The organism is Bacillus timonensis, assembly GCF_000285535.1.
GTDB classification, from domain to species: domain Bacteria; phylum Bacillota; class Bacilli; order Bacillales; family Bacillaceae_L; genus Ferdinandcohnia; species Ferdinandcohnia timonensis.
Map to the genome: position 1 here is coordinate 25,511 of NZ_HE610985.1, position 25,265 is coordinate 50,775.

Below are 25,265 nucleotides of genomic sequence, written 5' to 3' on the forward strand. Positions count from 1 at the left end.
GGCAAAGGAAGGATTGGGTGAATAAATCTGGAGAACGTCATTTTTATCATACATAAAAAAGAGTTCAAATTAGATACACCAAAGTATCCGAATTTCAACAGGAAAATTTACATCAAAAAGGAAAAATCTAATTGATGTCTCACAGTAGTAATAAAGATATAATGACGTTGTTGTTGATAAAAAGAAAAGGAGTTCCTTAAACTCCTTATTAATAGGAAGGGGCAATTTTTGATTGAGTAGTATACTTGATGGACTGTTTTCTAAAGATGAACAAAAAAAGTTGGCTGAGTTTTCTCGAAAAGCAAAAAAAGGGCTCGGCTCATTACCTGTTATTTCTGTCATTGGAGATACAGTCCAAGGTGCTTCTGGTCTGGGTGAATTACAGCAAAAATTAAAAGATGAGCCAAATGATCCAAAAAATTGGCTTTATTATTATGAGGCATTTCAGTATTACAGAAAACTAAACATGAAAGTAAGTATTGGCCGTGGAGTGGTGAATCCAATCGGGTTTATCGCAGGAAAAGGTATTTCAAAAGGGTTGAATACCCTTGATGATGAATTTCAATCTTTTGATCCCAAAAAGTGTTTAGGTGTAACAATTGCATTATCCATGAAAAAAGTAAAAGATGAAAACAGTCAGTTAAAAGCGGAGGATTTAGTTGTTTTAGCAAAAGCCTTGGCATATTCCTCATCTTACGCGAATGATATAAACCAACAGAAGAAAATGTTGAATTACGCTATTAATTACGTTTCGAGAGCAATCCAGGTAGAAAACTTACATGAGAGAAAAGGGGAATACTTTTTCTACTTGTCCCAGTTTTACGAGATGGCAGGTAACGAAAAATTGAAACTAAAAGCATTAAACATCTCTAGAAAACTTGGTTTCGAGCCTGCTGATGAACTTTTAAAAACAATCTTAAAAAAGAATATGACAGACAATATTGAGCGACAAAAAATCGATGAAACAAGAACCAATACTCCATACAAGACTTTTCTTTTAACCTACCAGCACAATCTAGATTCTCAGTTGGAAAACACATGGAAACACGTAAAAGAGCAGCAACAAAAGAAACTTTCAATAACCGGAAAACGAATTGGGGCATTTCTCGAAAAACATTTTTAGGAGGAATACGATTATGGCATTTGATTTTGATCCATTTGATACCTTTGACATGAACCATGATATGTCAGTAGATGCAGCAGACTTACAAAATTTTGAAGTATTAAATCATGGCACTTACTCCATTGATGACCTTGATCATGATATGGTCATTGATAAATTTGATAATGACTTGAATAATGACTTACTAATTGATGAATTTCAAGCTGATTTAGACCATAATAATGTTATTGACCAGTTTGAACAAGGCTTCGGACCTACTCAATTGAATTACGATTTTAACTATGACAATGATATTGATTACATGGATGAAGCGTTGGTTCGATATAATTACAATTTGTAATACCTTCAAATAACCATAAGTAAGAGCCTACCTTTGTCGTAGGCTCTTTTCTACAATGTGAAAAGACGTTTGAAAAAGAGTATTCCATGTCCATTACATAATCTTCTTCGCAATGATTTCAGTCGCTTTTTTCGGATGAAGGCGATATAAAAAGTCCATGATTTTCGAATCGTTTCCGGCTAATACTCGGTAATCTTTATTTTCTAATCCTTTTATAATGAGGGAAGCTGCGGTTATTGGACTTAGTAACTTATAGGAACGATTTTCAGCTCCTTCTTTCTGAGCTTTCGCATTTTCAACGAGATCTGTGTCAACTCCGCCAGGAATAATGAGAGTTACACCAACATTGGTATTTCGAAGTTCGGAGTGGAGGGATTCGGTGTACATTTTGACAGCTGCTTTTGAAGCACAATAAATCGATTGATTCGGTATCGGGACAGATCCGCCCATGCTCGCAACATTTGTTATATGGGCTTCTGGTCTAGTTAAAAGATGGGGTAAAAATGTTTTACACATATAAAGAGTTCCGTAGAAATTGACATCCATGACCTTTTGTATTTGTTCATACGTAAGATCAACCATGGAAACAAACGGTTGAATGATTCCTGCATTATATTCCGTCTACACATCCGTGTGCGGCGATGACCTCATCAGGAAGTTTCTCCACAATATCTTTCTTTGCAATATTCGCGAAGTGGATAGAAATCCTGTCGCCATAAACGTCTACAAAGGCCTGCATTTTTTCAAGCCCATTTTTGTTTAAGATTGCTGCGACTTTTGCCCCTTTTTCCAAGAGTTGAAGGACAAGCTCTCGTCCAATCCCGCCCCCTGCACCAGTAACGACAATGACTTTATTGTCCACTCTCATCAAATTCCCCCATTGTAAGAAATGTTTATTCCATATCATATGAACAAAGAAACGCTTGATGAAAGGATTTAAAAAATAGATTAGGCAAAGCACTTGGCTTAAAAAAGTGATTTCTTCTATAATGCAAATATTCTGTAGTTTGTGGAATACAAGCCATTTAGTGGATATTTTAAAGGGAAAGCTAATGAATGGTTCAATAGAGAAAGGCGCGAGCTCTTATTCTGCTGATAAATACAATGTGATTGAAACGATGAATGAGATTGTATTAGAATTCTTTAATCGTTTTGTAAAAGGTGAAGGGAATTTTGAAGTAGAGGAAACGTATGAGGAATACGAGTATGATAGCTTTAGAGATTGTATTCTCTTTTCGGAATAATCGAATATTTCAGTTGACAACCTGTTAGCAGGACATGTAATATAAAATTTAATAAATATGACCAAATGAATACGATTTTCTCTTATCGAGAGTCGGGGGAGGAACCTGGTCCGTTGATCCCGCAGCAACCGTTACGATGAAAGTAACAAGGTGCTAATTCCAGCAAGCGAATGCTTGATAGATGAGTGTAGACGTACATATTGCCTCTTCCTCATTGGAAGGGGCTTTTTAAATTTTTAGGGGAGTCGTATTTTATTTGGTGAAAAATAAGTAAGGGAGAGATTTATAATGACAAGTTTGTATAAAAAAGAATATTTTGGTAGATTGCCTGAATTAAACAAGTATGCACCTGAGGCTTTTCAAGCTTTCATAAAATTTGATAGTCAAGCGCTAGCAGCGGGAAAACTTTCCGTGAAGCAGAAGGAACTAATTGCTGTAGCAGTAGCCCATATCACGGGTTGCCCTTATTGCATTGATTTACATGTGGGGAATGCAAAAAAGAATGATTCTACAAAGGAAGAAGTGGCAGAGGCGATATTCGTTGCAACAGCATTGAAAGCAGGTTCTGCATTAGCACATGGAGTAAATGCGCTGAATGCCTACGATGGGAATGGTGATGAAGAACTTTATAAAGCAGCTTATTTTGCAAGACTGAAGGAATTTGCTGACTTGAATGGAGAGGCCTTTAAAGCATTTATTGATTTTGACACAAAGTCTATTAAAGCGAAAAACTTAACAGAAAAGGATAAAGAGTTGATTGCGGTTGCGTGTGCTCACACAACAGGTTGCCCGTATTGTATCGACCTTCATACGAAAAATGCAAAAAAAGCAGGTGCTGATTTAGAAGAAATCTCAGAAGCTATTTTCGTTGCAGTTGCGTTAAAAGCGGGTTCTGCGTTGGCACACAGTGTAAATGCGCTGAATGCGTATGATGAGAAGTAAATCCCGTTTATAAATTCAGATATTTAGATGTGAAGATAACAAAACGACATGTGGCTGACACATGTCGTTTTTCATTATCTTTGACATCGTGGTAGTTTCTCTCATTTCTCAATTATTGATTTTCATTTTTAGTAGCTAAACCCACAAATATACCAATAACCATTCTCATTATTGCATGGAGAAAAAAATACGTCTTTTGAAGGGTGGACTTTTGGTCTATATATTCATCCTTTTCGTAAGATATAGAGGAACAACAAAAATTAGAGGTGAATAAATGAAAGCTATTGTGTATACCCAATACGGTCCCCCCAACGTTCTTCAGGTGAAAGAGGTAGAAAAACCTATTCCTAAAGACAATGAAGTATTAGTAAAAGTACATGCCTCTTCTGTAAACTATGGAAATCTTGTTCTATTAAAAGGAAAACCATTCTTAGCACGCTTTGCTTTTGGTCTTCTAAAACCAAAGTATCCCATTCCTGGTGGGGATATGGCTGGACAGGTAGAAGCAGTCGGCAAAGATGTAAAGGAATTTCAACCAGGTGATAAGGTGTATGGTGATCTGTCCCTTAGTGGGTGGGGTGCTTATGCCGAATATGTAACTGTGCCTGAAAAAGCATTAGCCTTAAAACCAGAGAATACTACCTTTGAAGAAGCGGCTGCTGTACCTATGGCAGGGGTTACTGCTTTACAAGCCTTGCGTGATAAAGGAAAAATAAAGTCAGGACAAAAGGTTTTAATTAATGGTGCCTCTGGCGGTGTGGGTACGTTTGCTGTTCAAATCGCTAAGGAGTTTGGTGCGGAGGTAACGGCTGTTTGCAGTACAAGAAAGATGGATATTGCCACTTCCCTTGGAGCCGATTTTGTTATTGATTATACGAAGGAAGACTTTACAAAGAGTGAAGAACGATATGATTTGATAATAGCGGTAAATGGATATCACCCGATTTCAGCATATAAACGTGCTTTACGTCCGAACGGAACATTTGTCATGATTGGCGGTTCTGAAAAACAATTGTATCAAGCGATGCTACTCGGTCCATGGTTTTCCATGGTAGGGGACAAGAAAATGAGTAGCTTTTTGCAAAGAGCAAACCAATCGGATCTGGTTTTTATGAGTGAGCTTCTGGAGTCTGGAAAAGTTAAACCTGTGATTGAACGAAGTTATAAGCTGAATGAAGTCTCTGCTGCATTTAAGCATTTTGAAGAAGGGCATGCACAAGGAAAAATTATTATTACCGTGTAACGAGACAAACATTTTGCAAATCAATAATTGAACTATTTTAATGGAGAACATATGCCCCTTATTCTAAAAAGTGATTCTGTCTTTTCATTAGAAGGAAGTTTTTGAAGTAATTTTATTGGTTTAGGAAAAGATATGAATGCAAAATACAGGAGGTGTATGACATGAACAATAATGTATATCGAGATAAGGTCGTGGTGATGGACGAGAATGGGGAGGAAAAAGAGTTTTCAATCGAAGCCTTATTTGATATGAAAGAAAAAACTTATGCATTGTTACGCTCGGAACATGATCAGAACAACACATTTGTCATGCAAGTGGAAAATACGGATGATGGTCAATTTTTAGCAGGAATAAGTGATCCATCTGAGCGGGATATGGTACTGGATGCATATGAAATTGCAGTTGATGCAAATCCGGCGGAGTAATATCTTTTATGGAAAAAAAGATTGTTGAAGTAATAGATTCTCAATTGAGAAAACAAATAAACAAAGAGATAGAAGGTATGACATTTACAAAAAATTTCCGGTCTCCTTCTGCGGAGGAATGGTATGTTTTTTTACCAAGTTATCAGGATCCGATTACTGGCGGTGCGGCTGGCAAGCTGATTATTCACTATAACTTATTTGATACAAAAGAGATTTTCATCAACACCACCATTATATTTGACGACCCTGCCTTACATAAAAAATCACTTCATCAGCTTGTTTATGCTATTTCTGATGAGCTTGTTAACCGATTGGTTGGGTATGCGGATACGCTTCTCTCTGTTCATTCAGGTGAAAACTCGTATAATGCAGAATACAAAAACTGAGGAGTTTTTATGGAAGATAAAATCATACAAGCGATACAGCAACATTCGATTCCTATTTCCACTTCGAAAAATGACCTTGAACCACTTGTTACGGCACTTACCAATGAAAAATATGTTTTGTTGGGTGAATCCTCACATGGAACGTCTGAGTTCTATAAAATTCGAACACACATTACCAAAAAATTAATACGTGAAAAAGATTTTACCTTTATCGCTGTAGAAGGGGATTGGCCAGCATGCCAACTGGTAAATCAATATATTAAAGGGTACTCAAATCATTATGAGGATGCTCGCGAAGTCTTAAAGTCTTTTAAACGTTGGCCAACCTGGATGTGGGCAAATGAAGAAATCATTGATTTAATCGAATGGTTAAAAGAGTTTAATCAAGACAAGCCGCTTGAAAAGAAGGTTGGGTTTTATGGATTGGATATTTATAGTTTATGGGAATCCATGGATGAAATTTTAACATATTTGAAAAAAAGAAACTCACCTGATCTTGAGGTAGCAAGGAAGGCTTTCGCCTGTTTTGAACCATTTAACCGTGAGGCTGAAAAGTATGCGTTGTCTTCTTCCTTTTATAATGAAGGATGTCATGAAGAAGTAATAAAACTCTTGACGGACATAAATAAAAATAAACATCTATATCATGATTCACAGGAAAGTAGGTTAAACGTTGAGGTAAACGCACTTATTACAGCGAACGCTGAGAATTATTACACAACGATGATAACGAATGATAATGAATCCTGGAATATCAGAGACCGTCACATGGTTGAGATTATTCATAAAATCGATTCCTATTATAACCATCATGCCAAAGGGATCATCTGGGAACATAATACACATGTTGGGGATGCAAGAGCGACTGATATGAAAAATGAAGGGATTATAAATGTAGGACAATTGGTAAGAGAACAGGTAGGGCCTGAAAACGTGTTTATTGTTGGTTTCGGTACTCATCATGGTACAGTAATTGCAGCGAACGAATGGGGTGCAAACTTTGAAAAAATGAGAACACCTCCCGCAGTTGCTGGAAGTTGGGAAAACCTCCTATATAGAGCGGGAGCTTACGATAAACTCCTTGTTTTCACGGAGGATAATAGAATACTTTTTGCTAACACAATTAGCCATCGTGCCATTGGTGTAGTCTATCAGCCACAATTTGAGCATTATGGTAACTATGTTCCGTCAGTGATATCCGAGCGATATGATGCCTTTGTGTTTGTAAATACGACAAATGCGTTAACACCGCTTGAAGTAACCGGGGTGTTCGTTTAATCGGATTCATTCCAAGAGCAAAGCCGATTTCCAAAGTAGATGGGAAATCGGCTAAAATTTGTTTATGGAATGCTTATTGTTGGGACCTAGACCGCTAGAATTATTTCAATAAATAATCCTTCAATTCCTGGTTGATATCCCATTTTTGGATATGTTCTTTGAGCTTATCAAGGTGACGTTGCGTTTTGTCTAGTTCGCCTTTTTGCTCAAAATGACGAGCCTGTTTGATTTGGTTAGTTGCTTGTTTATATTGGCTGTTATCGAGCAAGTTATTGGCATGTAATGCTTCAATTTTTGCCTCTTTCTTATCTAGTTCAGAACCACTATTGTTGCTTGTTACTTCAATTTTAACGAGCTTTGTACGATTTTCGATAGGGGCGTAGTAAATGTTGCCATCTTTTCCGAGTGTAAATGTGATGGTGTTCGTTATATGTTTGAATGCTAACGTTATCGGATCAAGAACGAATAACTTGCTACCAGCATTTGCATACAAGAATCCATCTTCTGACCATTCAAGATGTACGTTATTCCACGCACCAATAGCAGGGTTAGGATCGAGATTTACACTCTTTTCAACTTCAAGCGTTTCCGGGTTCAATGCAAAAACGAAACCGGAGGAAGCTCCCCATAAATAATCATCATTTAATCCAAACTTTAACTGTCCAATGTGAGTCGGCTTGTCGAGTCCATCAATTTGGAGAGAAACTTCTTTTGTCTTTTGTTCTGTCTCCACATCGAACACAAATAATTTTGCTTCTTCTGCAGTCGGGGTACTTCCTAAACCACCTGTAATCGAGGTTGCACCATATACTTTGCCTTCCTTATACACAATGTCGTTCACACTTTGATCTTGGACAATATTTCTAAAAACTTTATGGGTTTGGCCATCATATACAGTAAGAGCTCCACCTAATTTACCGTAAGTTGGAATGCTTCCAACAAATAACTTTCCATCACCAGAAGTCATCGAATGGAGTCGTTCCTGTTCTTTACCAATCACAAATAGCTTGGTTGGTGTTTGATACGGATCCACCTGTGGATCGATAACCTGCACACTTCCTTCAGGGTAAAGCCCAAAATACAATTTTCCATCCATTTCATGCATGACATCAGCTTGGCCTAACGTAATATTTTTAATCTCATTCGTTAGCGGATTAAACACGGCACCGACAGCCCCGGTCATTCCACTCATATAGATTTTATCCTCCGAGTAAGCGTAAAATTTATTCGTCACATTCGCTGTTAGGGGAACCATTTTTGGATAATTTACAACAGTTTCTGTTTCAATGTTAAAAAATACAACATCACCAGAAAACGTAATCGTGGCAAGACTTTTTCCTGGAAGTCTTGGGTCACTTTCAATTTCTACCCAATCGGCACCACGAAGGCCACTTCCATAGGCCATCTTTGTTTCATGAACTTCAAGGGTCTCAAGGTTTACATATTTAAGTTTACTATCCGCTACAAAATAAACATTGTTATCTAGTGAATCTGTCACATGTAAGCCTGTTACATTTGTAAGTACGACATCTAACCATTTCTCTTGTTGAATATCATAAATATACATTTTCTTTGAAACAGAGTATCTAGCAAAAATATAACGGTCATCAACGACATTCAAGTCATAAACAAATCCAGATTCATTTAATTCTTCGGCAATATCAACTTTTTCTCCAGTCTCGATGTTAAGCTTCATAAGCTTGTCATGAGCTGTTCCGGCATAAATATAGCCATTATGATAATCCATGGAACGAACATATTCTTGATTGATTTCGCCAATCATTTTTCCATAGTCATGTAGGTTTCCTGTTGCTTTTTCATATTTAAAAACCTTCCCACTAGGATACGTACCAATATATGCATTGCTGTCTTCATCAACTGCTAGAGCCCACAAGGAGGATTCTGGTATTTGTGCGAGCGCCGTAATTTCTTTCGTTTCTGGTGAGTATCCCCAAAGATAAGGACCACCTGCTACATACACGGTACCATCTGGTGCAACCTCATGATGCCAAGAATCGTTCGCACCATCCATTAACAATGTTCGAAGTGTTTCTTTTGTTTCTAAATCAATAACACTAAATTGAGCCGGAACACCTTTTGATGTCGTATACATCACATAATGTCCGTCTTCAATCCCAACGGCTCCATCATAAATCGTCGTACCGCCACTTAAGGGGAATCCAATTTCCTCAGGTTCAGAATATGTAGGAAATAAAGAGTCATTGGCTGACACCTGATTCAAAGGTGAAAGTACTAAAACAACTAATGTAAAAGCGAGAAAAAATTTCATGGAAAATCTTTTCCTTTTACCCAATCCTAAGTCACCTCCAAAATTTTTAAATCGAAGTTAAATGAAACAGCTATAAAATGTATGCGTTTGCAATAGAGAATACGGTCACCTCCTATTTAAAATTAGTAGTAGGCGAAGATGAAGGAAAATTTTGAATTTATTACCACTACCGAATATTCTAATCAACAAAACGGTTATCGTAGGGACGAAAATGTGACGGTAAAGTCGATAAACTGTCTAAAAATCCCATTTGGGCCTTTTTGTTTATAGTGGATTGTGACTAATTTCCTGTTTTAAAAAAGAGAATAAGTCAAAGGGAGGGGGGGGGAGAATACAAGGTTGTATAAAAAAATCTACTATAATTTAAAAGCAGTTTTGGTTTTATGAACTTATTGATTTGGAATCGTTATTTTTTGGAAAGAGGTAAGTATCATAAGCGATATGATTATATATTGATAAGTGATCATTTTCATGTGCGAAATGTGGAATATCGTTTTGATGAAGCCGTTCAAGCTGGAAGTGACCACGCTATGGTTGTAGCAGACCTTCAGTATAAATGAATGGAATGTTTATAATGAAAAAGATTTATGTCTATTTTCTTAAAATCCAGACTAAAACGATTCCTAGACCCACTAAAATCATGCCGATATGAACATACCAGTAATCAATCAATAGTTCCCATTGAAGGTGGTGAATTTCTTTAAGCCTATCAAAATAGTCCATTAAATTACCCCCATGTATAGTAAAAGAGGAAGTTAATCCTAAAAACCAACTTCCTCACATGTTCCTATTTTTTAATAAAATCTCTTAAACCCTTCAAAATGCTTCTTCCAATATGAGTCATTTACATTAGATATAACGACGCCATCATTTGCAGCATGGATGAATTCATTGTTACCAAGATAAATACCAACATGAGAAATGCCAGATTTATAGGTTCCTTCAAAGAATACTAAATCTCCAACATTAGGTGTCGTTACATAATAAGAGCGCATATGGTAGCCTTCGCTCGAATAACGATTCGTATCTAGACCAGCTTGCTTGTATGCATAGTAAATGAACCCACTGCAGTCAAAGCCACTAGGTGTAGAACCACCCCAAGCGTAGCCTACTCCCAATTGGCTTTTAGCTACGTTAACCAACTTATCTACATTATAGCCCATATCCTTTGGTGGGGTATCCTCTTTAGGAGTTTCTACTTTAGCACCATCGCCAATATTTAATTTTTGACCAATATAGATAATATCTGAACTCAAGCTATTCCATTTCTTAAGGTTTGCAACTGAAACTTTATAATTTAGTGCAATCCCTGATAAGGTGTCGCCTGATTTCACTGTATAAACAGTCGCAGATGGAGCCTTATCTACTTGAGGTTTCTCTGTGTCTTGGTTAGTAGGATTATTTGGTTTTTCTGTACTCGGACTAGTAGAATTATTCGGTTTCTCCGTAGTGTTAGGTTTACTTACAACAAACACATTTCCTGGGAAGATAAGAGTAGAATTCAAGTTATTCCACTTCATTAACTCAGTAAGTGAAATCTTATGTAAAGATGCAATACCACTTAGTGTATCGCCAGGTTTTACAGTGTATGTAGTTGCCTTAGACGTACTCGTGTTTTGGTTTTCTTTTTGAGTCGAAGTTTGATTGTTGTTATTTGTTGAATTGTTGGTGGTAGTTACTTCTGTCTTTAGTACTTGATTCGGGAAAATGATATCGCTTGTTAACTGGTTTAAAGACTTCAATTGTGGAACAGTAATATTATGTTTTTGAGCAATCTTCCACAGTGAATCACCACTCTGAACTTTGTACGTGCTTGCTGCTTCAGCCTCACCAGCTCCATACAAGGCAGCGGCAATGAATGCAGCCGTAGTCACGGACATATAAATTTTCTTATTACCCACCTAATGTACCTCCTTGTAAATCTATTAATCTCATAAATTATACTATAGTATTGTCTAGGTTTGTAGATAAATGTGGAAATAGAGGAATAGTTATCTAATTTTAAAGGGCATACAGCCATGATTTTTGTAGAAAAGATAGATTTTCTTACAAATAGTAGCGAAGTGTGTTTGGTGTATAAATGAATGTCTTATGTAAAAAATATATTGACTGGACACCAAACAGTGTCATATAATCAGGACACTAATTGGTGTCCTATACGAGGGGGGAGGAGGCATTTGAACGAAAAAGATCAAGGACGTGATGTTTATGTAGCCATCGCTGATCCAACAAGACGTAAGTTACTACGGTTATTGGCAGAGGCGGATGAGTTACCTCTCTATAAAATTACCTCTCAGTTTCAAATGGGACGTACCGCTGTTTCAAAACATTTAGCAATCCTTAAAGAAGCGGGATTAGTGTTGGACCGAAAAGTAGGGAGAGAAACAAGGTATCGAATAAATGCGACTCCATTAAGAGAAATTAAAGATTGGGTATCATTTTACGAGAAATTTTGGACCGACAATGTGGCAATGTTAAAAAACATTTTAGAGGAGGAATAAAGAATGGCAGAGGTTTCATTAGATTTTCAATTTAAGAGTTCAATTCAAAAGGTGTGGGACGCATTAACCGATTCAGACACACTTGCGAAATGGGTAATGGAAAATGATTTTAAACCAATCGTAGGACATAAATGTCAATTCCGTAACCCACAGTGGAATTTAGTAGTAGATAGTGAAGTATTAGTAGTAGATGAACCCCTTAAGTTATCTTATACATGGGTGGGTGGTCCAATCGATACAATCGTTACCTGGACATTAAAAGAAGAGAATGGAACAACTTACTTACATCTTGAGCAAACAGGATTTGAAAAAGAAGATCAAGCTTACAATGGTGCGAAATATGGCTGGGCAGGCATGGTCGATGAAATGAAAAAAGTGTTAGGTGAAATGTAAGACCGAACTTAATCTCTATGTTAACGAGGGTAGAGAAATGGCTCTGGTAAGTCATGGCCTTTTTTTAATAAGAGATGCGAATTTGTAAACGGGGTAATAATCGGAATATCACTGAGCTGTAAAACAATAATTGATATCCCGTAAACGAGATAATCGTTATATCACGGAGCTTCAAAACGATAAATGATATCCCGAAAACGGTGTAATCGGCATATCACGGAGCTTCAAAACGATAAATGACCATCCGAAAACGCTGTAATCGGAATATCGCTGACCCGCAAAGCGATAAATGATATCATTTTCACAACGACTAGGTCATTGAAAGATAAATTTTAATGGAAGGAGGAAAAAACATGGAAACTTTGGCTGAATTTTTAAAAGGGATTGATGACCCACTTCAACGGGAACGAGTGGAAGCAATATTTACTTGGATAAAAAAGAAATATCCAAATCTGAAGTCAGAAATCAAATGGAATCAACCGATGTTTACGGACCATGGAACATTTATTATAGGCTTTAGCGTCTCGAAAAAGCATATAGCAGTTGCCCCTGAAAATGTAACCATTACTCACCTAGAGGATGATATTGTGAAAGCAGGCTATGACTACACGAAGGGGATGATCCGTATTCCTTGGAATGGCCCAGTAAACTACGAGTTACTTGAAAAAATGATTGATTTTAATATCACGGACAAGGCCAATTGTACAACTTTTTGGCGGAAATAGAAAAATTAATTTGACTCTCATACAGAGTAGAGGGTTTGTAAAGATGTAAAGGGGTAGTGAAATGAGTTTTTTGAAAGATGCAATAGCAGTATTTAAAAAGAAAGATGTAGTTTTTCTTGACAGTCAAAAAGAATCAGATGATGTGTATACCTTTTTATTTGAAAAAGAGAATGAATTAACATGGAAAGCGGGGCAACATGGTTTATTTACAATTGCTCATAAGAAAATTAAAAATTCGATACGACCATTCACTGTTGCATCTGCTCCCTCAGAAAACGTAATTCAATTAACAATGCGTATTAGTGACACACCAAGTGAATTTAAGAAAGCCATGTTGGAATTAAAACAGGGTATGACAGTCAAAATGAGTGGACCTGTAGGGAATTTTTATCTAAAAGAAAATCATCCTACGCTCTTAATCGCGGGCGGGATTGGCATTACACCATTTCGGGCCATTATAAAACAAATAGAGGCAGAGGGGAATGCCGCTGAAAAACAAATTCATCTCCTTTATATGGATAGCGAAGAGTCGTTTATCTTTAAAGACGAACTTGATGCCATTGCGAATAATGCTTCGATTCGTGTAACATACCTTAATTCACGTGACGCATTACATCAGGAGATTGAACAGTTTACCACCTCAATTAAAAACGATGGTTACTATTATCTTGCGGGACCTAAGCCAATGGTAGATTCGATTTCTACTTATCTACAAAACCAGCGTGTTCCAAAACGGAATATCAAAAAAGATGCGTTTTTTGGGTATTAGAAGAGGGGGCAAATCCAACAAATAAAATAACAAGAGGTAGTGGAAAGAAATGATGTGGGGTTTTCATACCTTCTTAACCCCATCAAATGATCCGCTTTCATCTGAAAAATTCCGCAAAGAATTAGCTCAACCAGCTATTCATGCAATTGAAGAATTTATTGAGTAATAGGAAATGCCAACGGGTTGTTAATCTATTACGAAAAACAGACGAATACACACAAATGAATAGTCTCCAATAATAAGGTGAATGGTTATGATTCTATTAAAAACGGGAATAATTTCCCGTTTTTTTGAATTAAAATAAAGTAGGAGAAAGAATGAGTGTGAAATTTTTCTACTTTATTTTGCGGAGGGAAAGCTTGTGAATATTGGAAACGAGTACATAAGAATTGTAATAGAAAGATTTAAAAGTGTAAAAAGCCTTGGTGATAACACAATAAATCAGTTATCGGAAGAGGATATACACTGGGCCTATAATGATGAGTCCAATAGTGTTGCCATAATTGTTAAGCATGTAAGCGGCAATATGGTTTCAAGATGGACTGACTTTTTATCATCAGACGGAGAAAAAGAAGATAGAAATCGTGATGAAGAATTCGTCGATGATATCTCTTCTATATCCGAGTTAATACGTGTATGGGAAAAGGGATGGAATGTCCTACTAGATACACTAACTGGTTTAAATGAACACGATTTATTGAAAAATATTTATATCCGTGGAGAAAGGCATTTGGTTATTGATGCGATTGAAAGGCAAATGGCACATTACGCATATCATGTCGGACAAATCGTTTATATTGGTAAATTAGTAAAGGATAATGATTGGAAGAGTCTTAGTATCCCAAGAGGGAAATCTGAAGAGTTCTTGAAGGAAATGCTTGAAAAGCATAAAGAGAAGTAGGGTGAGGTATTAGAAGAGTCATATCTTAAATATGACTCCACTCTTTGACGACAGTTTTCTACTGTCGTTTTTTTATTTTCCTAGTCCAAAATAGCGTTTGGATATGCATTTGTATATTTTAGTTTATTTCGAATATAAATGAATTAAATACAGACAAGGGGAGTGAATAGATGAAGGCGTTAACAAACTTTTTTGTTCGACTCGTTCAGCGTTTTCTGCCAGATGCCTTTATTTTTGCGATTATTCTTACCTTTTTAGTGTTTTTAATGGGTATCTTGTTTACAGAAAGCGGACCCGTTGAGATGGTGTCGCATTGGGGTACAGGGTTTTGGGATTTGCTTGCCTTTACCATGCAAATGTCTCTTGTAGTAGTAACAGGTTATGTTTTAGCCAACGCACCTGTTATCAAGAACTTCTTAGCCAGATTGAGTAAGATGGCGAAAACACCAGCACATGCAGTTATGCTGGTAACGTTTGTGTCGGCAATTGCCTGTTTAATAAACTATGGATTCGGACTAGTAGTGGGGGCACTGTTTGCCATCCATGTGGCGAGACAAGTACCTTCTGCAGATTTTCGTATTTTAGTAGCCGGGGCATATAGCGGATTTTTGGTTTGGCATGGTGGATTTTCTGGATCAATTCCATTAACAGTGGCAACTCCTGGTCATTTTTTAGAAGAAAAAATGGGAGTCATTCCGGTAGTTGAAACGCTGTTTAGTCCAGCAAATCTATTTATTGTGGCAGCTCTTGTAGTAACATTACCCATTTTTAACCGTTTCTTGATGAAAAGCTCCAATATGCTTGACCAAGATCGATCTGGTTGGGTGGTTCCAGATGATAATGTTTCTACAAAAGACGTGGTCACTCCATCCACACCAGCAGAAAAAATCGAAAACAGTGTGATTGTTTCGATGTTAATTGGCATCATGGGTCTAAGTTTTATTGTCTATCATTTTGTGACAAAGGGTTTCGATTTAAATATTAATATTGTAAACTTTATTTTCTTATTCTTAGGAATCATGTTGCATAAAACACCGAAACAGTTTTTAAATACGGTAACGAACGGCGTAAAAAATGCAGGGGGAATTATCATTCAATTCCCGTTCTATGCTGGGATTATGGGAATGGTTACGTTGTCAGGGATGTCCGAGCAAATGGCTTTATGGTTCGTCTCATTTGCAAATGATCAAACGTTACCATTCTTTTCATTTATCAGTGGCGGGCTAATCAACGTATTTGTTCCATCCGGTGGTGGTCAGTGGGCCGTTCAAGGACCGATTATGATTGAAGCAGCGGCTAAGATAAATGCAGATCTAGCCAAAACGGCAGTAGGTGTTGCATGGGGAGACGCTTGGACCAATATGATACAGCCTTTCTGGGCATTGCCAGCTTTAGCGATTGCAGGCTTGCATATACGAGATATCATGGGCTTCTGTGTTATGATTCTCCTTTATAGCTTTATACCGATTACAATTGGATTGTTACTGTTTTAAAAGAGGGGCAAACGGAAAAATCCGTTTGCCTTTTTAGTTGGTTACTAGTTTATAAAATTCGGTGGAATAAAAAGGAGGACATCGTATGAATAAAAAATAGGTAGTATGATTTCTATTTGAAAGAACCTAATTATACGAGAAACTTTTGACCATATAAAGACTCTCATTAAGGGTTGCTTACTGGATTTATATATAAGTTTCTAGCTTTAGCTATTTCTTTTTAATTTTTCAAATTTTGGGTAGTTCAAATTATATTTTAAAGTTTGTAGATCGTTCCCCACAATTCTCAAACTGGCTGGGACACAAAACCTGTCCCTCTGACCCACTAACCTTCTCAACGAAAAGTGGAATTCCCAAGATAATGGAATACAAAATCGTAAAAGGAAATACATATTAGTAAGGCAGGTGATAAAAGTCGGGCATGTTATAGGCTAAATGTAGGATATTCAAGAAACTAGCTAATCATAAAGGGTTAGTCAGGACTTTGCCGCTGTAATTTTTAAGCCACGGGTGCCTGGGGGTAACTATGAAACGAATTGATAAACAAAGTAGGATTCCACTATATTTGCAGTTAATGGATATCATTTTAAATAAGATAGAAAACGGTGATTACGCAGAAAATGAGAAACTTCCTTCAGAACGAGAACTTTGTGAAATGTTTGATTTGAGCAGGATTACCGTCAGGCAAACATTCCAAGAGCTTGAACGCGAAGGCCACATTTATAAACAACATGGTAAGGGAACATTTGTTGCTCCGAAATTATATAACCAAAGTTTATACAAACTTTATAGTTTTACAGAGGAAATGAAGAAAATCGGTAAAATTCCTACGACGAAAGTATTGGAGTTTGAACTTGTAACAGCAGATCAGCGTTTAGCAGCAAAAATGGGATTGAGTCCTATGGAAGAGGTATACAAGGTTATCCGCCTGAGGTTAGCAAATGAGGAACCCTTAATGTATGAAGTTTCTTATTTGCCAACAAAGTTATTTCCTGGTCTAACTTTACATGACTTGTCTCAAAAGCCTATGTATGAAGTTTTTAATGAAAAATATAACATAGGGGTTAACAAGGCAACGGAACGATTTGTGGCTACCTTAATTCGTAAGGAAGAAGCTTCCTTTTTAGGTGTACCTCCAAATGGCCCAGGCATGTTAATTAGACGTTATGCTTATTTCCAAAATGAATTGATTGAATACACAACGAGTATTGCACGAGGAGATAAATTTAATTATATGGTCGAGCTTACGTAAAGTTCCTTAAACAGCAGCTATGTGGAGATAAAGTGATACACAAACTGGTTATGACAACATGACAATATGACCTCATGATAACATAACCAGAATATAGGCAGGGGAGGAATGCTTGTGTTCCGTTTTACAAAAGAAACCTTACAACAGATGAATGCTGCAGCAACAGCAACAGAGATACACCAACAACCAATTGTGTGGGAACAATTATTTGAAAACTTGGATCGGCAAAAAGATGACATGAGTCAATTTATTGATTCGATAAAAACAAAACATTCGAGAATAAGAGTAATCTTAACTGGCGCTGGAACTTCTGCATTTATTGGGGATACGTTATTACCTGTGTTAAATAAAGAAAGTAAGGGGACCTTTGAGTTTGAATCCATTCCTACTACAGATATTGTAACCAATCCAGATTATTATTTAAAAAAAGATATGCCCACACTCCTTGTTTCGTTCGCAAGGTCTGGTAATAGTCCGGAGAGTGTTGCTACTGTGCAATTAGGTGAGCAGTTAATTGAAGATTTTTATCAATTGGTTATAACCTGCAATAAACATGGCCAACTAGCAAAAAACTCAATAAATGACTCCAATAGCTTTCTCTTGTTGATGCCAGAGCAAGCACATGATCAAGGTTTCGCAATGACAAGTAGTTTTACTTGTATGTTGCTATCTGCATATTCATTTTTTGTACCGGAAGCGTTAATTTGGAACGACTCAAAAAGGAAAAAGCTTATTACCTCTGGGAAGAATATAGTGAATTCAGTTACCACGACCATTGACGAAATAATTGAAGAAGGATTTGAACGAATCGTTTATTTGGGGTCTGGACCTTTTACACATTTAGCACATGAATCTGCATTAAAAATGCTAGAGCTAAGCGCGGGCAACATAGTGGCTGTGCATGAATCCACCCTAGGATTTCGACATGGTCCAAAATCAATTCTGAAGCCTAATTCCGTAATTGTCATCTTTCTATCCTCCAAATCTTACACCCAACAATATGATATTGATATGTTAAAAGAATTATATAGGGACAGTCATGAATACAAGCTTGTAGCTCTAATGGAGCGGAGTAATGAAGAAATCGAAAAGTATGTTAACTGGGGAATTGAAATTAATAAAGAAAACGAAGATTTCAATGATGATCTATTTTTAGCTGTTCTCTATATCATCTTTGCCCAAGTATTGGCGCTGAAAAAGTCAATCCAACTAGGCATTACACCCGATAATCCAAGCCCGGATGGAAAGGTAAACCGCGTTGTAAAAGGGGTTACTATTCATAGGTATGGATTGGAGGTAAAAGAGGATGATTAAGAGTTTACTAAATGAGTCTACCATACGGCTAAAAGTAGAAGTATCTGATTGGAGCGAAGCAGGGAGAAAGGCGGGTGAATTACTCCTACAAAATAACTCAATTGAAGAAGCTTATATAGATAAAATGATTGAAGCTGTCTATGAATTTGGCCCTTATATCGTTATTGCAAAAGGGATTGCCTTATTTCATGCCAGACCAGAAGATACGGTTAAAGAGATATGCTTAAGTATGATTACGCTTAATCAAGCAGTGTCATTTGGGGCAGGAGAAAAGGACCCTGTGGATTTGATTTTTGCTTTAGGTGCTATTGATCATGACTCCCATTTACAAGCCATTTCGGGGCTGATAAAGATTTTGCGTGATGAGGAACTGTTAACGCAAATTCGAAATGGAAACAGAGTGGAAAGCGTACTTGATTTAATTTATCAAAAAATAGAACAGGAGGAATAAGCGAATGATTTTTAAAGAGTATTTTCTGAAGATTCAATCATTGCTTGAGGAAGTTGCAGAAAAAGAGCAGCAAAACATTTTGAATGCCGCACAATTAATTTCAACCTCTATTAAAGAAGATGGGGTCTTACATGTTTTTGGCTGCGGACATTCACAAATGTATGCGATGGAACTTTTTTACCGAGCCGGGGGATTAGTTCCTGTAAATGCCATCCTAAGCCCACCCTTATCATTGGCACCATCTGCACCTCTAAGTACTTTTTCAGAAAGACAAGAAGGGTTAGCAAAAGTTATCTTAGACGCTGAAAAAGTGAAATCAGAGGATATTATGCTCATAGTCTCAACCTCTGGTAGAAATTCTGTCCCAATTGAGATGGCGCTAGAGGCAAAAAACAGAGGGTTGAGCGTGATCGCCCTTACTTCTCTTGCTTTTTCAAATCAAGTAACTTCTAGACACCATAGTAATAAAAAGTTGTATGAAATTGCAGACCTTGTTTTAGATAATCACGGTGAACCAGGGGATGCCATGATGGAGTTACCTAACGTTCCATCCAAATTTGCATCATCTTCTTCTATTGTTGGTTTTACAATCCTTCAGTCAATTGTTGCTCAAGTAATAGAGAATTTAAGCAAAGAGGGTATTGATCCACCAATATATGTGAGTTCAAACCTTGATAAGGGAGATACGATTAATAAAGCGTACATTGAAAAATACCGAGATAGACTAAAGTGTTTATAACAAGGAGGTGAAGAAAATGGAGATAATCACAGTTTGTGGAATGGGGTTTGGAACGAGTTTAATGCTTAAAATGACGGTCGATGACATTTTAAGTGAGGAAGGAATTAAAGCCGAAGTGAATGCCTGGGATTTAGGATCTGTGAAAGGCAGAACAGCTGACCTAATCATTGCATCAGAGGATTTAAAAAGCTCCTTAGTGGGGATGGAAGGTAGAAAAATATTTATAAAAATTTTAACTGATACAGAGGAAATAAGAAGTAAGCTGTTGCAAGAATTAGGCAATATAAATTCTTAATGAATAAGGGGTGGTTAACTATGTTTCAAACCTTTGCTGAAATTATTACGACTCCTGCTATTACACTAGGTTTAGTTGCACTAATAGGCTTACTACTACAGAAAAAAGGTCTTTCGGGAATCATTAAAGGTACTGTTAAAACGATTTTAGGTGTTTTAATATTAGGTGCTGGAGCAGGTCTCATTGTTACAAGCTTACTCCCATTTGCAACGATGTTTGAAGAAGCATTTGGTTTAACGGGTGTCGTTCCGGTAGATGAAGCGGTAATTGGAGCACTGATTGAGGCAGTAAAGGAAATCTCTAGGATGACATCTTTTATCTTACTGTTTGGATTTATCGTAAATATTATTTTAGCTCGCATTACCCCTTTTAAATATATTTTTCTTACGGGGCATATGATGTGGATTATGGCAGGTGCTTTAGCTTGGGCCTTCTATGATTTGGGTGTATCGGAAGCGAATGGAATTATTTATGGATCAATTATTCAAGGTATTGTACTTGTTACTCTTCCTGCAATCTCACAGCCAATTGTTAGAAAAATTATTGGAAATGATAACATCGCGTACGGCCATTTAACAACTACAGGGGTAGTGGCATCGGCATATGTTGGCAAATTGTTTGGAAACAAGGAAAAAGATAGTGAAGATATCAAAATGCCAGAAAAACTAGATTTCTTTAAGGATACTGCTGTTTCTGTTTCGTTAGTAATGCTAGTAATATATGTGATTACTGCGCTAGTTGCTGGCCCGAAAGTAGTGGAGCCACTATCAGGAGGACAAAACTATATTACATTTAGTGTATTAAATTCATTAGGATTTGCTGCTGGAGTCCTAGTCTTACTTCAAGGGGTAAGGATGTTTTTAGGTGAAATTGTTCCTGCTTTCAGAGGTATAGCGTTAAAGCTGGTTCCAGGTGCAAAGCCTGCATTGGATTGTCCAGTTATCTTTCCGTACGGTCCAAACGGGTTAATGATAGGGTTCTTATCTTCTGTCGTAGGAATGGTAATAGGAATGCTAATTGCCACTCTTTTTGGAACAGTAGTACCTTTACCATCCATTATTGGAGGGTTTTTCACAGGAGGAATCGCAGGTATCTTTGGTAATGCATTAGGAGGAAGAAGAGGATCAATGGTATCAGGTTTCACTTACGGACTTATCCTAACCATCCCAGTTGCTTTATTCTATCCTCTATTTGGTTTAGAACCTTATGGCATTGAAGGTCTAGCATTCCTTGTACCGGATGGAATTATCGTTTTGGCACTTATAAAATTGTTCTTCTCATTAAATATTCCAATCATTGGTTTCGGCCTACTAATCATCGCATTCATTATTGCAAGCGTTATCTTTAAGAGGAAATCAAAGCAAGTAGACATGTAATACGTTTTCGGGAGGGACAGAATGGGGTATCTTCAAAACACAAAAGAAATGTTGATGAAGGCACGCCAGGAGGGCTATGCCGTGCCTGCCTTTAATATTCATAACTTGGAAACAGTTCAAGTAGTTGTAGAGGCAGCTGTAGAACTACAATCGCCGGTGATATTGGCGGCAACACCAGGAACAATGAAATATGGGGGAAGAGACTATATCCACGCAATCGCTGAAGTGGCAGCAAGGGGAAATCATGTACCTCTGGCACTCCACTTAGATCATCACGAAGATGTGGATGAAATTTTAGAATCATTAAAAATGGGAACGAAATCAGTGATGATAGACGGTTCCCATAAACCCTTTGAGGAAAATGTTGCAATCACTAAATACGTTGTCGACATTGCTCGGAAATTCAGTGCAACAGTTGAAGGGGAGCTTGGAAAATTGGCAGGCCAGGAAGATGATTTAGTTGTGGAAGCTAAAGATTCGGCATATACAGATCCAGAAATGGCAAAGGAATTCGTGGAAAGAACGGGTGTTGATTCGTTGGCAGTCGCAATTGGGACTGGACATGGGCTTTATGAAACAAAACCAAATTTAGATTTTAATCGATTAAATGAAATTCAACAACTGGTTACGATTCCGTTAGTCCTGCACGGTGCTTCGGGCCTTTCCAAGCATGATATACAAAATTCAATTTCACTAGGGTGTTCAAAAGTGAACATTGCTACAGAACTAAAAATTCCATTCTCTCAAACTTTAAGAAAGTATTTAATCGATCATCCAAACGAGACTGATCCACGAAAATATATGAAACATCCAAAGGAGAAAATGAAAGAAGTTGTTAAAGAGAAAATCAGGCTGTGCAAGAGTGATGGAAAGGCTTAGAGGTGAAAGTGAATGATAGTAACGGTTACACTTAATCCTTCGGTAGATGTTTGTTACCAGATTGATTCGTTTCAAGTGGGTTCAGTTAACCGAGTGACAAATACAATGAAAACGGCGGGTGGGAAGGGGCTCAATGTAACAAGAGTGATTCATTCTTTAGGTAAACAAGTTACTGCTACAGGATTTCTTGGAGGAAGTTTTGGGAATTTTATTAAAGAAGAATTGAATCAATCAAATATCGTTCACAGCTTTCAAACTATTAATGAAGAAACACGGAGTTGCATTGCAATCTTACACAATAACACGCAAACAGAGCTTTTGGAAAAAGGGCCTGTCATTCAAGAGTATGAATGTCAAAGCTTCCTAAATAACTATAAAAAATTACTTGATAATGTGTCATTAGTTACTCTTTCAGGGAGTTTACCAGAAGGCGTACCAAGTGATGTATACTCGTTATTAATACAGATAACAAGTGAGAAGAACATTCCGGTGTTACTAGATTGTAAAGGTGATGTACTGAAAAAGACTCTTGAAAGTAACCAGAGGCCTTTCATGATTAAACCGAATCAAGATGAAATAGAGAGTTTATTAGGGAAAGCGATAAAAAATGAGGATGATCTGATTAGGAATTTGTTCTCATCTAAATTCCAAGATATTGAATGGGTAATCGTTACCTTGGGTAGTCGTGGTGCGATTATTAAATATAAAAATAGAATTTACCAAGCGATTCCTCCTATGATAAAAGCGTTAAATCCGGTAGGCTCTGGTGATTCAGTGATTGCCGGATTTGCAGTAGGCTATTTGGAAGGATTAGACGAGGTAGAGTTAATCAAGTTTAGTGTAGCGATGGGTGTATTAAATGCTATGGAGGTGAAAACAGGAAGTATTAATACCAATAAAATACAATGGTGTAAGGATCAGATTGTCGTATCACGATTGCATTAATCATATTACATCTAGGAGTGATATTGATGAAATTGAAAGTCTTCTTGATGCTTGTCTTGTCAATGGTACTACTCATTTCGCAAACGGCTTTTGCAAGTCCATCCACTACCAATAGCGAGGAAAACCCTAAAAAGGATAAAGAAATCAAATGGCGATTAGTTTATAATGAAACATTTAACAAACCTTTCAACGAGCCAGATCAATGGATACAGGATACGTATGGAGATGATAGTCCCTATCATGTAGGGCCATATGATGAGGATGGTAACTTCTTTGTAGATAAAGGTGGGCAAGATTTTCTTGATAGGTTGAGTACTTTCGATTCATATAGAAAATCATTCACATACGGTGAAGATGGATGGTTAACTGTTGAACTTTACGGAAGGGATTCTGATAAGGATGGAACACCAGAAACAGGTGGGAAATTTGTAAGTGAAAAAGGAAAAGCAAAGCTGATTTCAGAGCGACACTACGATGGTGCAATTATTCGCCCAACCAATGAATTACCTGACAGATATAGAATTGAGGTTGAGGTTTCGAATATCAATTTCGGTGGTAAAAATAATGGTAGTTGGGATTATGAAAATGGAAAATCCAATGGATATGATGGTGATGAAATAGCAGATCCTTGGAGATTCAATAATCGGAATACTACGCCATATACAGCAACCGATGAAAATGGGGTCTATTTCTTAGCAATTACAGACTATCCGAACCCTGCACCACATAACAATGTATTTATTCATCACCATCGCAAGGTAGTAATGGATACCGATAATAACAAAGACGAATGGTCCAATGTATGGAATCCTACTCTAAATAATGGAGAAGGTGGTTTTGAACCTGATGGCTCTCAGTATATCAGTATGATCTGGCTTCAAGGAAATGATTTCGGAGATGATTGGACGGGGAATAGATTTACTACGTATACACCGGATGGGTTTAAAGAGGGTGGAACAAGATTCGTTGATAAATATATAGATGGTGAGAAATATAAGTTTGCTATTGAAAGGGACGGAGAAAGCTATACAATGTCTGTCTCAGGAAATTTTCATTATGGAGGGAAAACAACCTACAAAGCTACTAGAAAATTTGAAACTGATCCAATCTGGCACTACAATCAAACAGCCGACGAATACAATGGTGAATACAACCAACAAAAAACATTTAACGGTGATACATTTGATACATGGCCAGAAGGTTCAGCATACCCTGACTTCTTCTTCTTCGGTGATCCGCACATCAATTATTATGAAGGAACGGCAGAATACGATAATTTGAGACTATATGTGCCAAAAGAAGATGCAAAAGAGTATAAATAAAATGTGAACATGTTTTTGTTTAGGGACGGATATATGCCTATTTCAGTTACAATTGAAGCGCATATTCCCGTCCTTTTTTTTAGGAAATTAACAATAAAATAAATAAAAAACGAAAAAAGCGGCCGATAATCTAGGAAGGATTATCGCTTATTTTGTTGAAGTTATAAAGTCGATGAAGCAGATTAGTGCAATGAGGCAGGGATTTTTCAGGAAGGAAAAAAGGAGGGATTTTTCAATGTCAAAAGGGTTACTCCATCATATTGAAATATACGTATCAGATTTGAGTAGAACGGTAGATTTTTGGGGATGGTTGCTTGAAGAATTAGGGTACACATCTTATCAAAAGTGGGAAAAGGGACAAAGCTGGAAAATAGATAACACATACATAGTTTTTGTACAAGCTGAGGAAAGGTTTTTAGATATTCCGTACCATAGATGCCGAGTAGGTCTTAATCATTTAGCGTTTCATGCCAGTTCCCGTCAACAGATAGATGAAATGACAAACAAATTAACAGGAAAAGGAATAAATATTCTTTATCCAGAAAGCCATCCTCATGCTGGAGGAGAAAATCATTATGCCGTTTATTTTGAAGACCCTGATAGAATAAAAGTGGAACTTGTCGTTCCAGAATAACTCTT

General features: G+C 37.1%; 30 protein-coding genes and 1 riboswitch. Of the genes, 25 read left to right on the forward strand and 5 right to left on the reverse strand.

Annotation, left to right across the window (positions count from 1 at the left end):
- Positions 1–232: 232 nt before the first annotated feature.
- Positions 233–1,123, forward strand: a complete 891-nt coding sequence (locus BTHG_RS00405; RefSeq protein WP_010280715.1) for a hypothetical protein — start codon at positions 233–235, stop codon at positions 1,121–1,123.
- 13 nt (positions 1,124–1,136) lie between these two features.
- Positions 1,137–1,463 (forward strand): hypothetical protein, encoded by a 327-nt coding sequence (locus BTHG_RS00410; protein ID WP_010280718.1) that lies wholly within the window; start codon positions 1,137–1,139, stop codon positions 1,461–1,463.
- A 93-nt stretch (positions 1,464–1,556) separates the two neighbouring features.
- On the opposite strand, the gene BTHG_RS27210 is transcribed toward BTHG_RS00410, so the two are convergent.
- On the reverse strand, positions 1,557–2,066 hold the full coding sequence (locus tag BTHG_RS27210) for an SDR family NAD(P)-dependent oxidoreductase (protein WP_332306423.1): 510 nt from the start codon (positions 2,064–2,066) through the stop codon (positions 1,557–1,559).
- Between the two features lie 7 nt (positions 2,067–2,073).
- A complete protein-coding gene (locus BTHG_RS27540; protein WP_010280723.1) occupies positions 2,074–2,331 on the reverse strand; it encodes an SDR family NAD(P)-dependent oxidoreductase in 258 nt (85 codons plus the stop codon).
- Positions 2,332–2,515: 184 nt separating this feature from the next.
- Here BTHG_RS27540 and BTHG_RS00420 point away from each other — a divergent pair, with 184 nt between their 5' ends.
- The 6 genes from BTHG_RS00420 (at position 2,516) to BTHG_RS00450 (ending at position 6,981) form a co-directional block, all read left to right on the forward strand.
- Positions 2,516–2,707 (forward strand): hypothetical protein, encoded by a 192-nt coding sequence (locus tag BTHG_RS00420; protein ID WP_026021622.1) that lies wholly within the window; start codon positions 2,516–2,518, stop codon positions 2,705–2,707.
- A gap of 79 nt (positions 2,708–2,786) precedes the next feature.
- Positions 2,787–2,895: riboswitch (SAM riboswitch) on the forward strand.
- A 100-nt stretch (positions 2,896–2,995) separates the two neighbouring features.
- The gene (locus BTHG_RS00425; RefSeq protein WP_010280730.1) at positions 2,996–3,649 is read left to right on the forward strand and encodes a carboxymuconolactone decarboxylase family protein; all 654 of its coding nucleotides are present in this window, start codon (positions 2,996–2,998) and stop codon (positions 3,647–3,649) included.
- A gap of 274 nt (positions 3,650–3,923) precedes the next feature.
- Complete coding sequence (locus tag BTHG_RS00435) at positions 3,924–4,892, forward strand: NAD(P)-dependent alcohol dehydrogenase (protein WP_010280731.1); 969 nt, start codon at positions 3,924–3,926, stop codon at positions 4,890–4,892.
- A 161-nt stretch (positions 4,893–5,053) separates the two neighbouring features.
- Positions 5,054–5,317, forward strand: a complete 264-nt coding sequence (locus BTHG_RS00440) for a DUF1292 domain-containing protein (protein ID WP_010280732.1) — start codon at positions 5,054–5,056, stop codon at positions 5,315–5,317.
- Between the two features lie 8 nt (positions 5,318–5,325).
- Entirely contained in the window at positions 5,326–5,703 is a 378-nt protein-coding gene (locus tag BTHG_RS00445) for a hypothetical protein (RefSeq protein ID WP_010280734.1), read from the forward strand.
- Positions 5,704–5,712: 9 nt separating this feature from the next.
- Positions 5,713–6,981, forward strand: coding sequence for an erythromycin esterase family protein (locus BTHG_RS00450; RefSeq protein ID WP_010280736.1), 1,269 nt, complete (start codon positions 5,713–5,715; stop codon positions 6,979–6,981).
- A gap of 100 nt (positions 6,982–7,081) precedes the next feature.
- Here the strand turns inward: BTHG_RS00450 and BTHG_RS00455 are convergent, their stop codons facing one another.
- On the reverse strand, positions 7,082–9,271 hold the full coding sequence (locus tag BTHG_RS00455) for an FIMAH domain-containing protein (RefSeq protein WP_148361124.1): 2,190 nt from the start codon (positions 9,269–9,271) through the stop codon (positions 7,082–7,084).
- 383 nt (positions 9,272–9,654) lie between these two features.
- Between BTHG_RS00455 and BTHG_RS26560 the strand changes: the two genes are divergently transcribed.
- Positions 9,655–9,831: an endonuclease/exonuclease/phosphatase family protein gene (locus tag BTHG_RS26560; protein WP_010280742.1), complete on the forward strand. Its 177-nt coding sequence runs from the start codon at positions 9,655–9,657 to the stop codon at positions 9,829–9,831.
- 31 nt (positions 9,832–9,862) lie between these two features.
- On the opposite strand, the gene BTHG_RS27545 is transcribed toward BTHG_RS26560, so the two are convergent.
- Together BTHG_RS27545 and BTHG_RS00470 are read right to left on the reverse strand one after the other, a co-directional pair.
- Positions 9,863–9,994: a hypothetical protein gene (locus BTHG_RS27545; protein WP_269719471.1), complete on the reverse strand. Its 132-nt coding sequence runs from the start codon at positions 9,992–9,994 to the stop codon at positions 9,863–9,865.
- A 71-nt stretch (positions 9,995–10,065) separates the two neighbouring features.
- Positions 10,066–11,172 carry a C40 family peptidase gene (locus tag BTHG_RS00470; RefSeq protein ID WP_010280743.1) on the reverse strand — a complete coding sequence of 369 codons (1,107 nt, stop codon included), beginning with the start codon at positions 11,170–11,172 and terminating at the stop codon, positions 10,066–10,068.
- A gap of 276 nt (positions 11,173–11,448) precedes the next feature.
- Here BTHG_RS00470 and BTHG_RS00475 point away from each other — a divergent pair, with 276 nt between their 5' ends.
- The 16 genes from BTHG_RS00475 (at position 11,449) to BTHG_RS00555 (ending at position 25,260) form a co-directional block, all read left to right on the forward strand.
- Positions 11,449–11,772, forward strand: a complete 324-nt coding sequence (locus BTHG_RS00475; protein WP_010280746.1) for an ArsR/SmtB family transcription factor — start codon at positions 11,449–11,451, stop codon at positions 11,770–11,772.
- Between the two features lie 3 nt (positions 11,773–11,775).
- A complete protein-coding gene (locus BTHG_RS00480) occupies positions 11,776–12,165 on the forward strand; it encodes an SRPBCC family protein (RefSeq protein ID WP_010280748.1) in 390 nt (129 codons plus the stop codon).
- 353 nt (positions 12,166–12,518) lie between these two features.
- The gene (locus BTHG_RS00485) at positions 12,519–12,890 is read left to right on the forward strand and encodes an iron chaperone (RefSeq protein ID WP_010280750.1); all 372 of its coding nucleotides are present in this window, start codon (positions 12,519–12,521) and stop codon (positions 12,888–12,890) included.
- Between the two features lie 61 nt (positions 12,891–12,951).
- The gene (locus BTHG_RS00490; RefSeq protein ID WP_010280752.1) at positions 12,952–13,659 is read left to right on the forward strand and encodes an FAD-dependent oxidoreductase; all 708 of its coding nucleotides are present in this window, start codon (positions 12,952–12,954) and stop codon (positions 13,657–13,659) included.
- A gap of 361 nt (positions 13,660–14,020) precedes the next feature.
- Positions 14,021–14,560, forward strand: coding sequence for a DUF1572 domain-containing protein (locus BTHG_RS00500; protein WP_010280755.1), 540 nt, complete (start codon positions 14,021–14,023; stop codon positions 14,558–14,560).
- A 170-nt stretch (positions 14,561–14,730) separates the two neighbouring features.
- Positions 14,731–16,053 carry a short-chain fatty acid transporter gene (locus tag BTHG_RS00505; protein ID WP_010280758.1) on the forward strand — a complete coding sequence of 441 codons (1,323 nt, stop codon included), beginning with the start codon at positions 14,731–14,733 and terminating at the stop codon, positions 16,051–16,053.
- Positions 16,054–16,579: 526 nt separating this feature from the next.
- Complete coding sequence (locus BTHG_RS00510; protein ID WP_010280760.1) at positions 16,580–17,305, forward strand: GntR family transcriptional regulator; 726 nt, start codon at positions 16,580–16,582, stop codon at positions 17,303–17,305.
- A gap of 108 nt (positions 17,306–17,413) precedes the next feature.
- The gene (locus BTHG_RS00515; protein ID WP_042341376.1) at positions 17,414–18,619 is read left to right on the forward strand and encodes an SIS domain-containing protein; all 1,206 of its coding nucleotides are present in this window, start codon (positions 17,414–17,416) and stop codon (positions 18,617–18,619) included.
- On the forward strand, positions 18,612–19,070 hold the full coding sequence (locus tag BTHG_RS23930; RefSeq protein WP_010280766.1) for a PTS sugar transporter subunit IIA: 459 nt from the start codon (positions 18,612–18,614) through the stop codon (positions 19,068–19,070). The genes BTHG_RS00515 and BTHG_RS23930 overlap by 8 nt, the downstream gene beginning before the upstream one ends.
- Before the next feature lie 4 nt (positions 19,071–19,074).
- On the forward strand, positions 19,075–19,809 hold the full coding sequence (locus BTHG_RS00525) for a sugar isomerase domain-containing protein (RefSeq protein ID WP_010280768.1): 735 nt from the start codon (positions 19,075–19,077) through the stop codon (positions 19,807–19,809).
- Between the two features lie 16 nt (positions 19,810–19,825).
- A complete protein-coding gene (locus tag BTHG_RS00530; RefSeq protein ID WP_010280770.1) occupies positions 19,826–20,104 on the forward strand; it encodes a PTS sugar transporter subunit IIB in 279 nt (92 codons plus the stop codon).
- Positions 20,105–20,124: 20 nt separating this feature from the next.
- Positions 20,125–21,480 (forward strand): PTS ascorbate transporter subunit IIC, encoded by a 1,356-nt coding sequence (locus BTHG_RS00535; protein WP_010280774.1) that lies wholly within the window; start codon positions 20,125–20,127, stop codon positions 21,478–21,480.
- A gap of 21 nt (positions 21,481–21,501) precedes the next feature.
- Positions 21,502–22,359: a tagatose-bisphosphate aldolase subunit GatY gene (gatY, locus tag BTHG_RS00540; protein ID WP_010280777.1), complete on the forward strand. Its 858-nt coding sequence runs from the start codon at positions 21,502–21,504 to the stop codon at positions 22,357–22,359.
- Between the two features lie 12 nt (positions 22,360–22,371).
- On the forward strand, positions 22,372–23,304 hold the full coding sequence (locus BTHG_RS00545; protein WP_010280779.1) for a 1-phosphofructokinase family hexose kinase: 933 nt from the start codon (positions 22,372–22,374) through the stop codon (positions 23,302–23,304).
- Between the two features lie 26 nt (positions 23,305–23,330).
- Positions 23,331–24,626 carry a hypothetical protein gene (locus BTHG_RS00550; protein WP_010280784.1) on the forward strand — a complete coding sequence of 432 codons (1,296 nt, stop codon included), beginning with the start codon at positions 23,331–23,333 and terminating at the stop codon, positions 24,624–24,626.
- A gap of 235 nt (positions 24,627–24,861) precedes the next feature.
- Positions 24,862–25,260 (forward strand): VOC family protein, encoded by a 399-nt coding sequence (locus tag BTHG_RS00555; RefSeq protein WP_010280786.1) that lies wholly within the window; start codon positions 24,862–24,864, stop codon positions 25,258–25,260.
- Positions 25,261–25,265 lie beyond the last annotated feature (5 nt).

Bases quoted from the DNA above. Each gene is read 5' to 3' on its own strand.
- BTHG_RS00410 (WP_010280718.1), top strand. From the start codon at position 1,137: ATGGCATTTGATTTTGATCCATTTGATACCTTTGACATGAACCATGAT.
- BTHG_RS27540 (WP_010280723.1), bottom strand. From the start codon at position 2,331: ATGAGAGTGGACAATAAAGTCATTGTCGTTACTGGTGCAGGGGGCGGG.
- BTHG_RS00420 (WP_026021622.1), top strand. From the start codon at position 2,516: ATGAATGGTTCAATAGAGAAAGGCGCGAGCTCTTATTCTGCTGATAAA.
- BTHG_RS00425 (WP_010280730.1), top strand. From the start codon at position 2,996: ATGACAAGTTTGTATAAAAAAGAATATTTTGGTAGATTGCCTGAATTA.
- BTHG_RS00435 (WP_010280731.1), top strand. From the start codon at position 3,924: ATGAAAGCTATTGTGTATACCCAATACGGTCCCCCCAACGTTCTTCAG.
- BTHG_RS00440 (WP_010280732.1), top strand. From the start codon at position 5,054: ATGAACAATAATGTATATCGAGATAAGGTCGTGGTGATGGACGAGAAT.
- BTHG_RS00445 (WP_010280734.1), top strand. From the start codon at position 5,326: ATGGAAAAAAAGATTGTTGAAGTAATAGATTCTCAATTGAGAAAACAA.
- BTHG_RS00450 (WP_010280736.1), top strand. From the start codon at position 5,713: ATGGAAGATAAAATCATACAAGCGATACAGCAACATTCGATTCCTATT.
- BTHG_RS00455 (WP_148361124.1), bottom strand. From the start codon at position 9,271: ATGAAATTTTTTCTCGCTTTTACATTAGTTGTTTTAGTACTTTCACCT.
- BTHG_RS26560 (WP_010280742.1), top strand. From the start codon at position 9,655: ATGAACTTATTGATTTGGAATCGTTATTTTTTGGAAAGAGGTAAGTAT.
- BTHG_RS27545 (WP_269719471.1), bottom strand. From the start codon at position 9,994: ATGGACTATTTTGATAGGCTTAAAGAAATTCACCACCTTCAATGGGAA.
- BTHG_RS00480 (WP_010280748.1), top strand. From the start codon at position 11,776: ATGGCAGAGGTTTCATTAGATTTTCAATTTAAGAGTTCAATTCAAAAG.
- BTHG_RS00485 (WP_010280750.1), top strand. From the start codon at position 12,519: ATGGAAACTTTGGCTGAATTTTTAAAAGGGATTGATGACCCACTTCAA.
- BTHG_RS00490 (WP_010280752.1), top strand. From the start codon at position 12,952: ATGAGTTTTTTGAAAGATGCAATAGCAGTATTTAAAAAGAAAGATGTA.
- BTHG_RS00505 (WP_010280758.1), top strand. From the start codon at position 14,731: ATGAAGGCGTTAACAAACTTTTTTGTTCGACTCGTTCAGCGTTTTCTG.
- BTHG_RS00510 (WP_010280760.1), top strand. From the start codon at position 16,580: ATGAAACGAATTGATAAACAAAGTAGGATTCCACTATATTTGCAGTTA.
- BTHG_RS00515 (WP_042341376.1), top strand. From the start codon at position 17,414: ATGCTTGTGTTCCGTTTTACAAAAGAAACCTTACAACAGATGAATGCT.
- BTHG_RS23930 (WP_010280766.1), top strand. From the start codon at position 18,612: ATGATTAAGAGTTTACTAAATGAGTCTACCATACGGCTAAAAGTAGAA.
- BTHG_RS00525 (WP_010280768.1), top strand. From the start codon at position 19,075: ATGATTTTTAAAGAGTATTTTCTGAAGATTCAATCATTGCTTGAGGAA.
- BTHG_RS00530 (WP_010280770.1), top strand. From the start codon at position 19,826: ATGGAGATAATCACAGTTTGTGGAATGGGGTTTGGAACGAGTTTAATG.
- BTHG_RS00535 (WP_010280774.1), top strand. From the start codon at position 20,125: ATGTTTCAAACCTTTGCTGAAATTATTACGACTCCTGCTATTACACTA.
- gatY (WP_010280777.1), top strand. From the start codon at position 21,502: ATGGGGTATCTTCAAAACACAAAAGAAATGTTGATGAAGGCACGCCAG.
- BTHG_RS00545 (WP_010280779.1), top strand. From the start codon at position 22,372: ATGATAGTAACGGTTACACTTAATCCTTCGGTAGATGTTTGTTACCAG.
- BTHG_RS00550 (WP_010280784.1), top strand. From the start codon at position 23,331: ATGAAATTGAAAGTCTTCTTGATGCTTGTCTTGTCAATGGTACTACTC.
- BTHG_RS00555 (WP_010280786.1), top strand. From the start codon at position 24,862: ATGTCAAAAGGGTTACTCCATCATATTGAAATATACGTATCAGATTTG.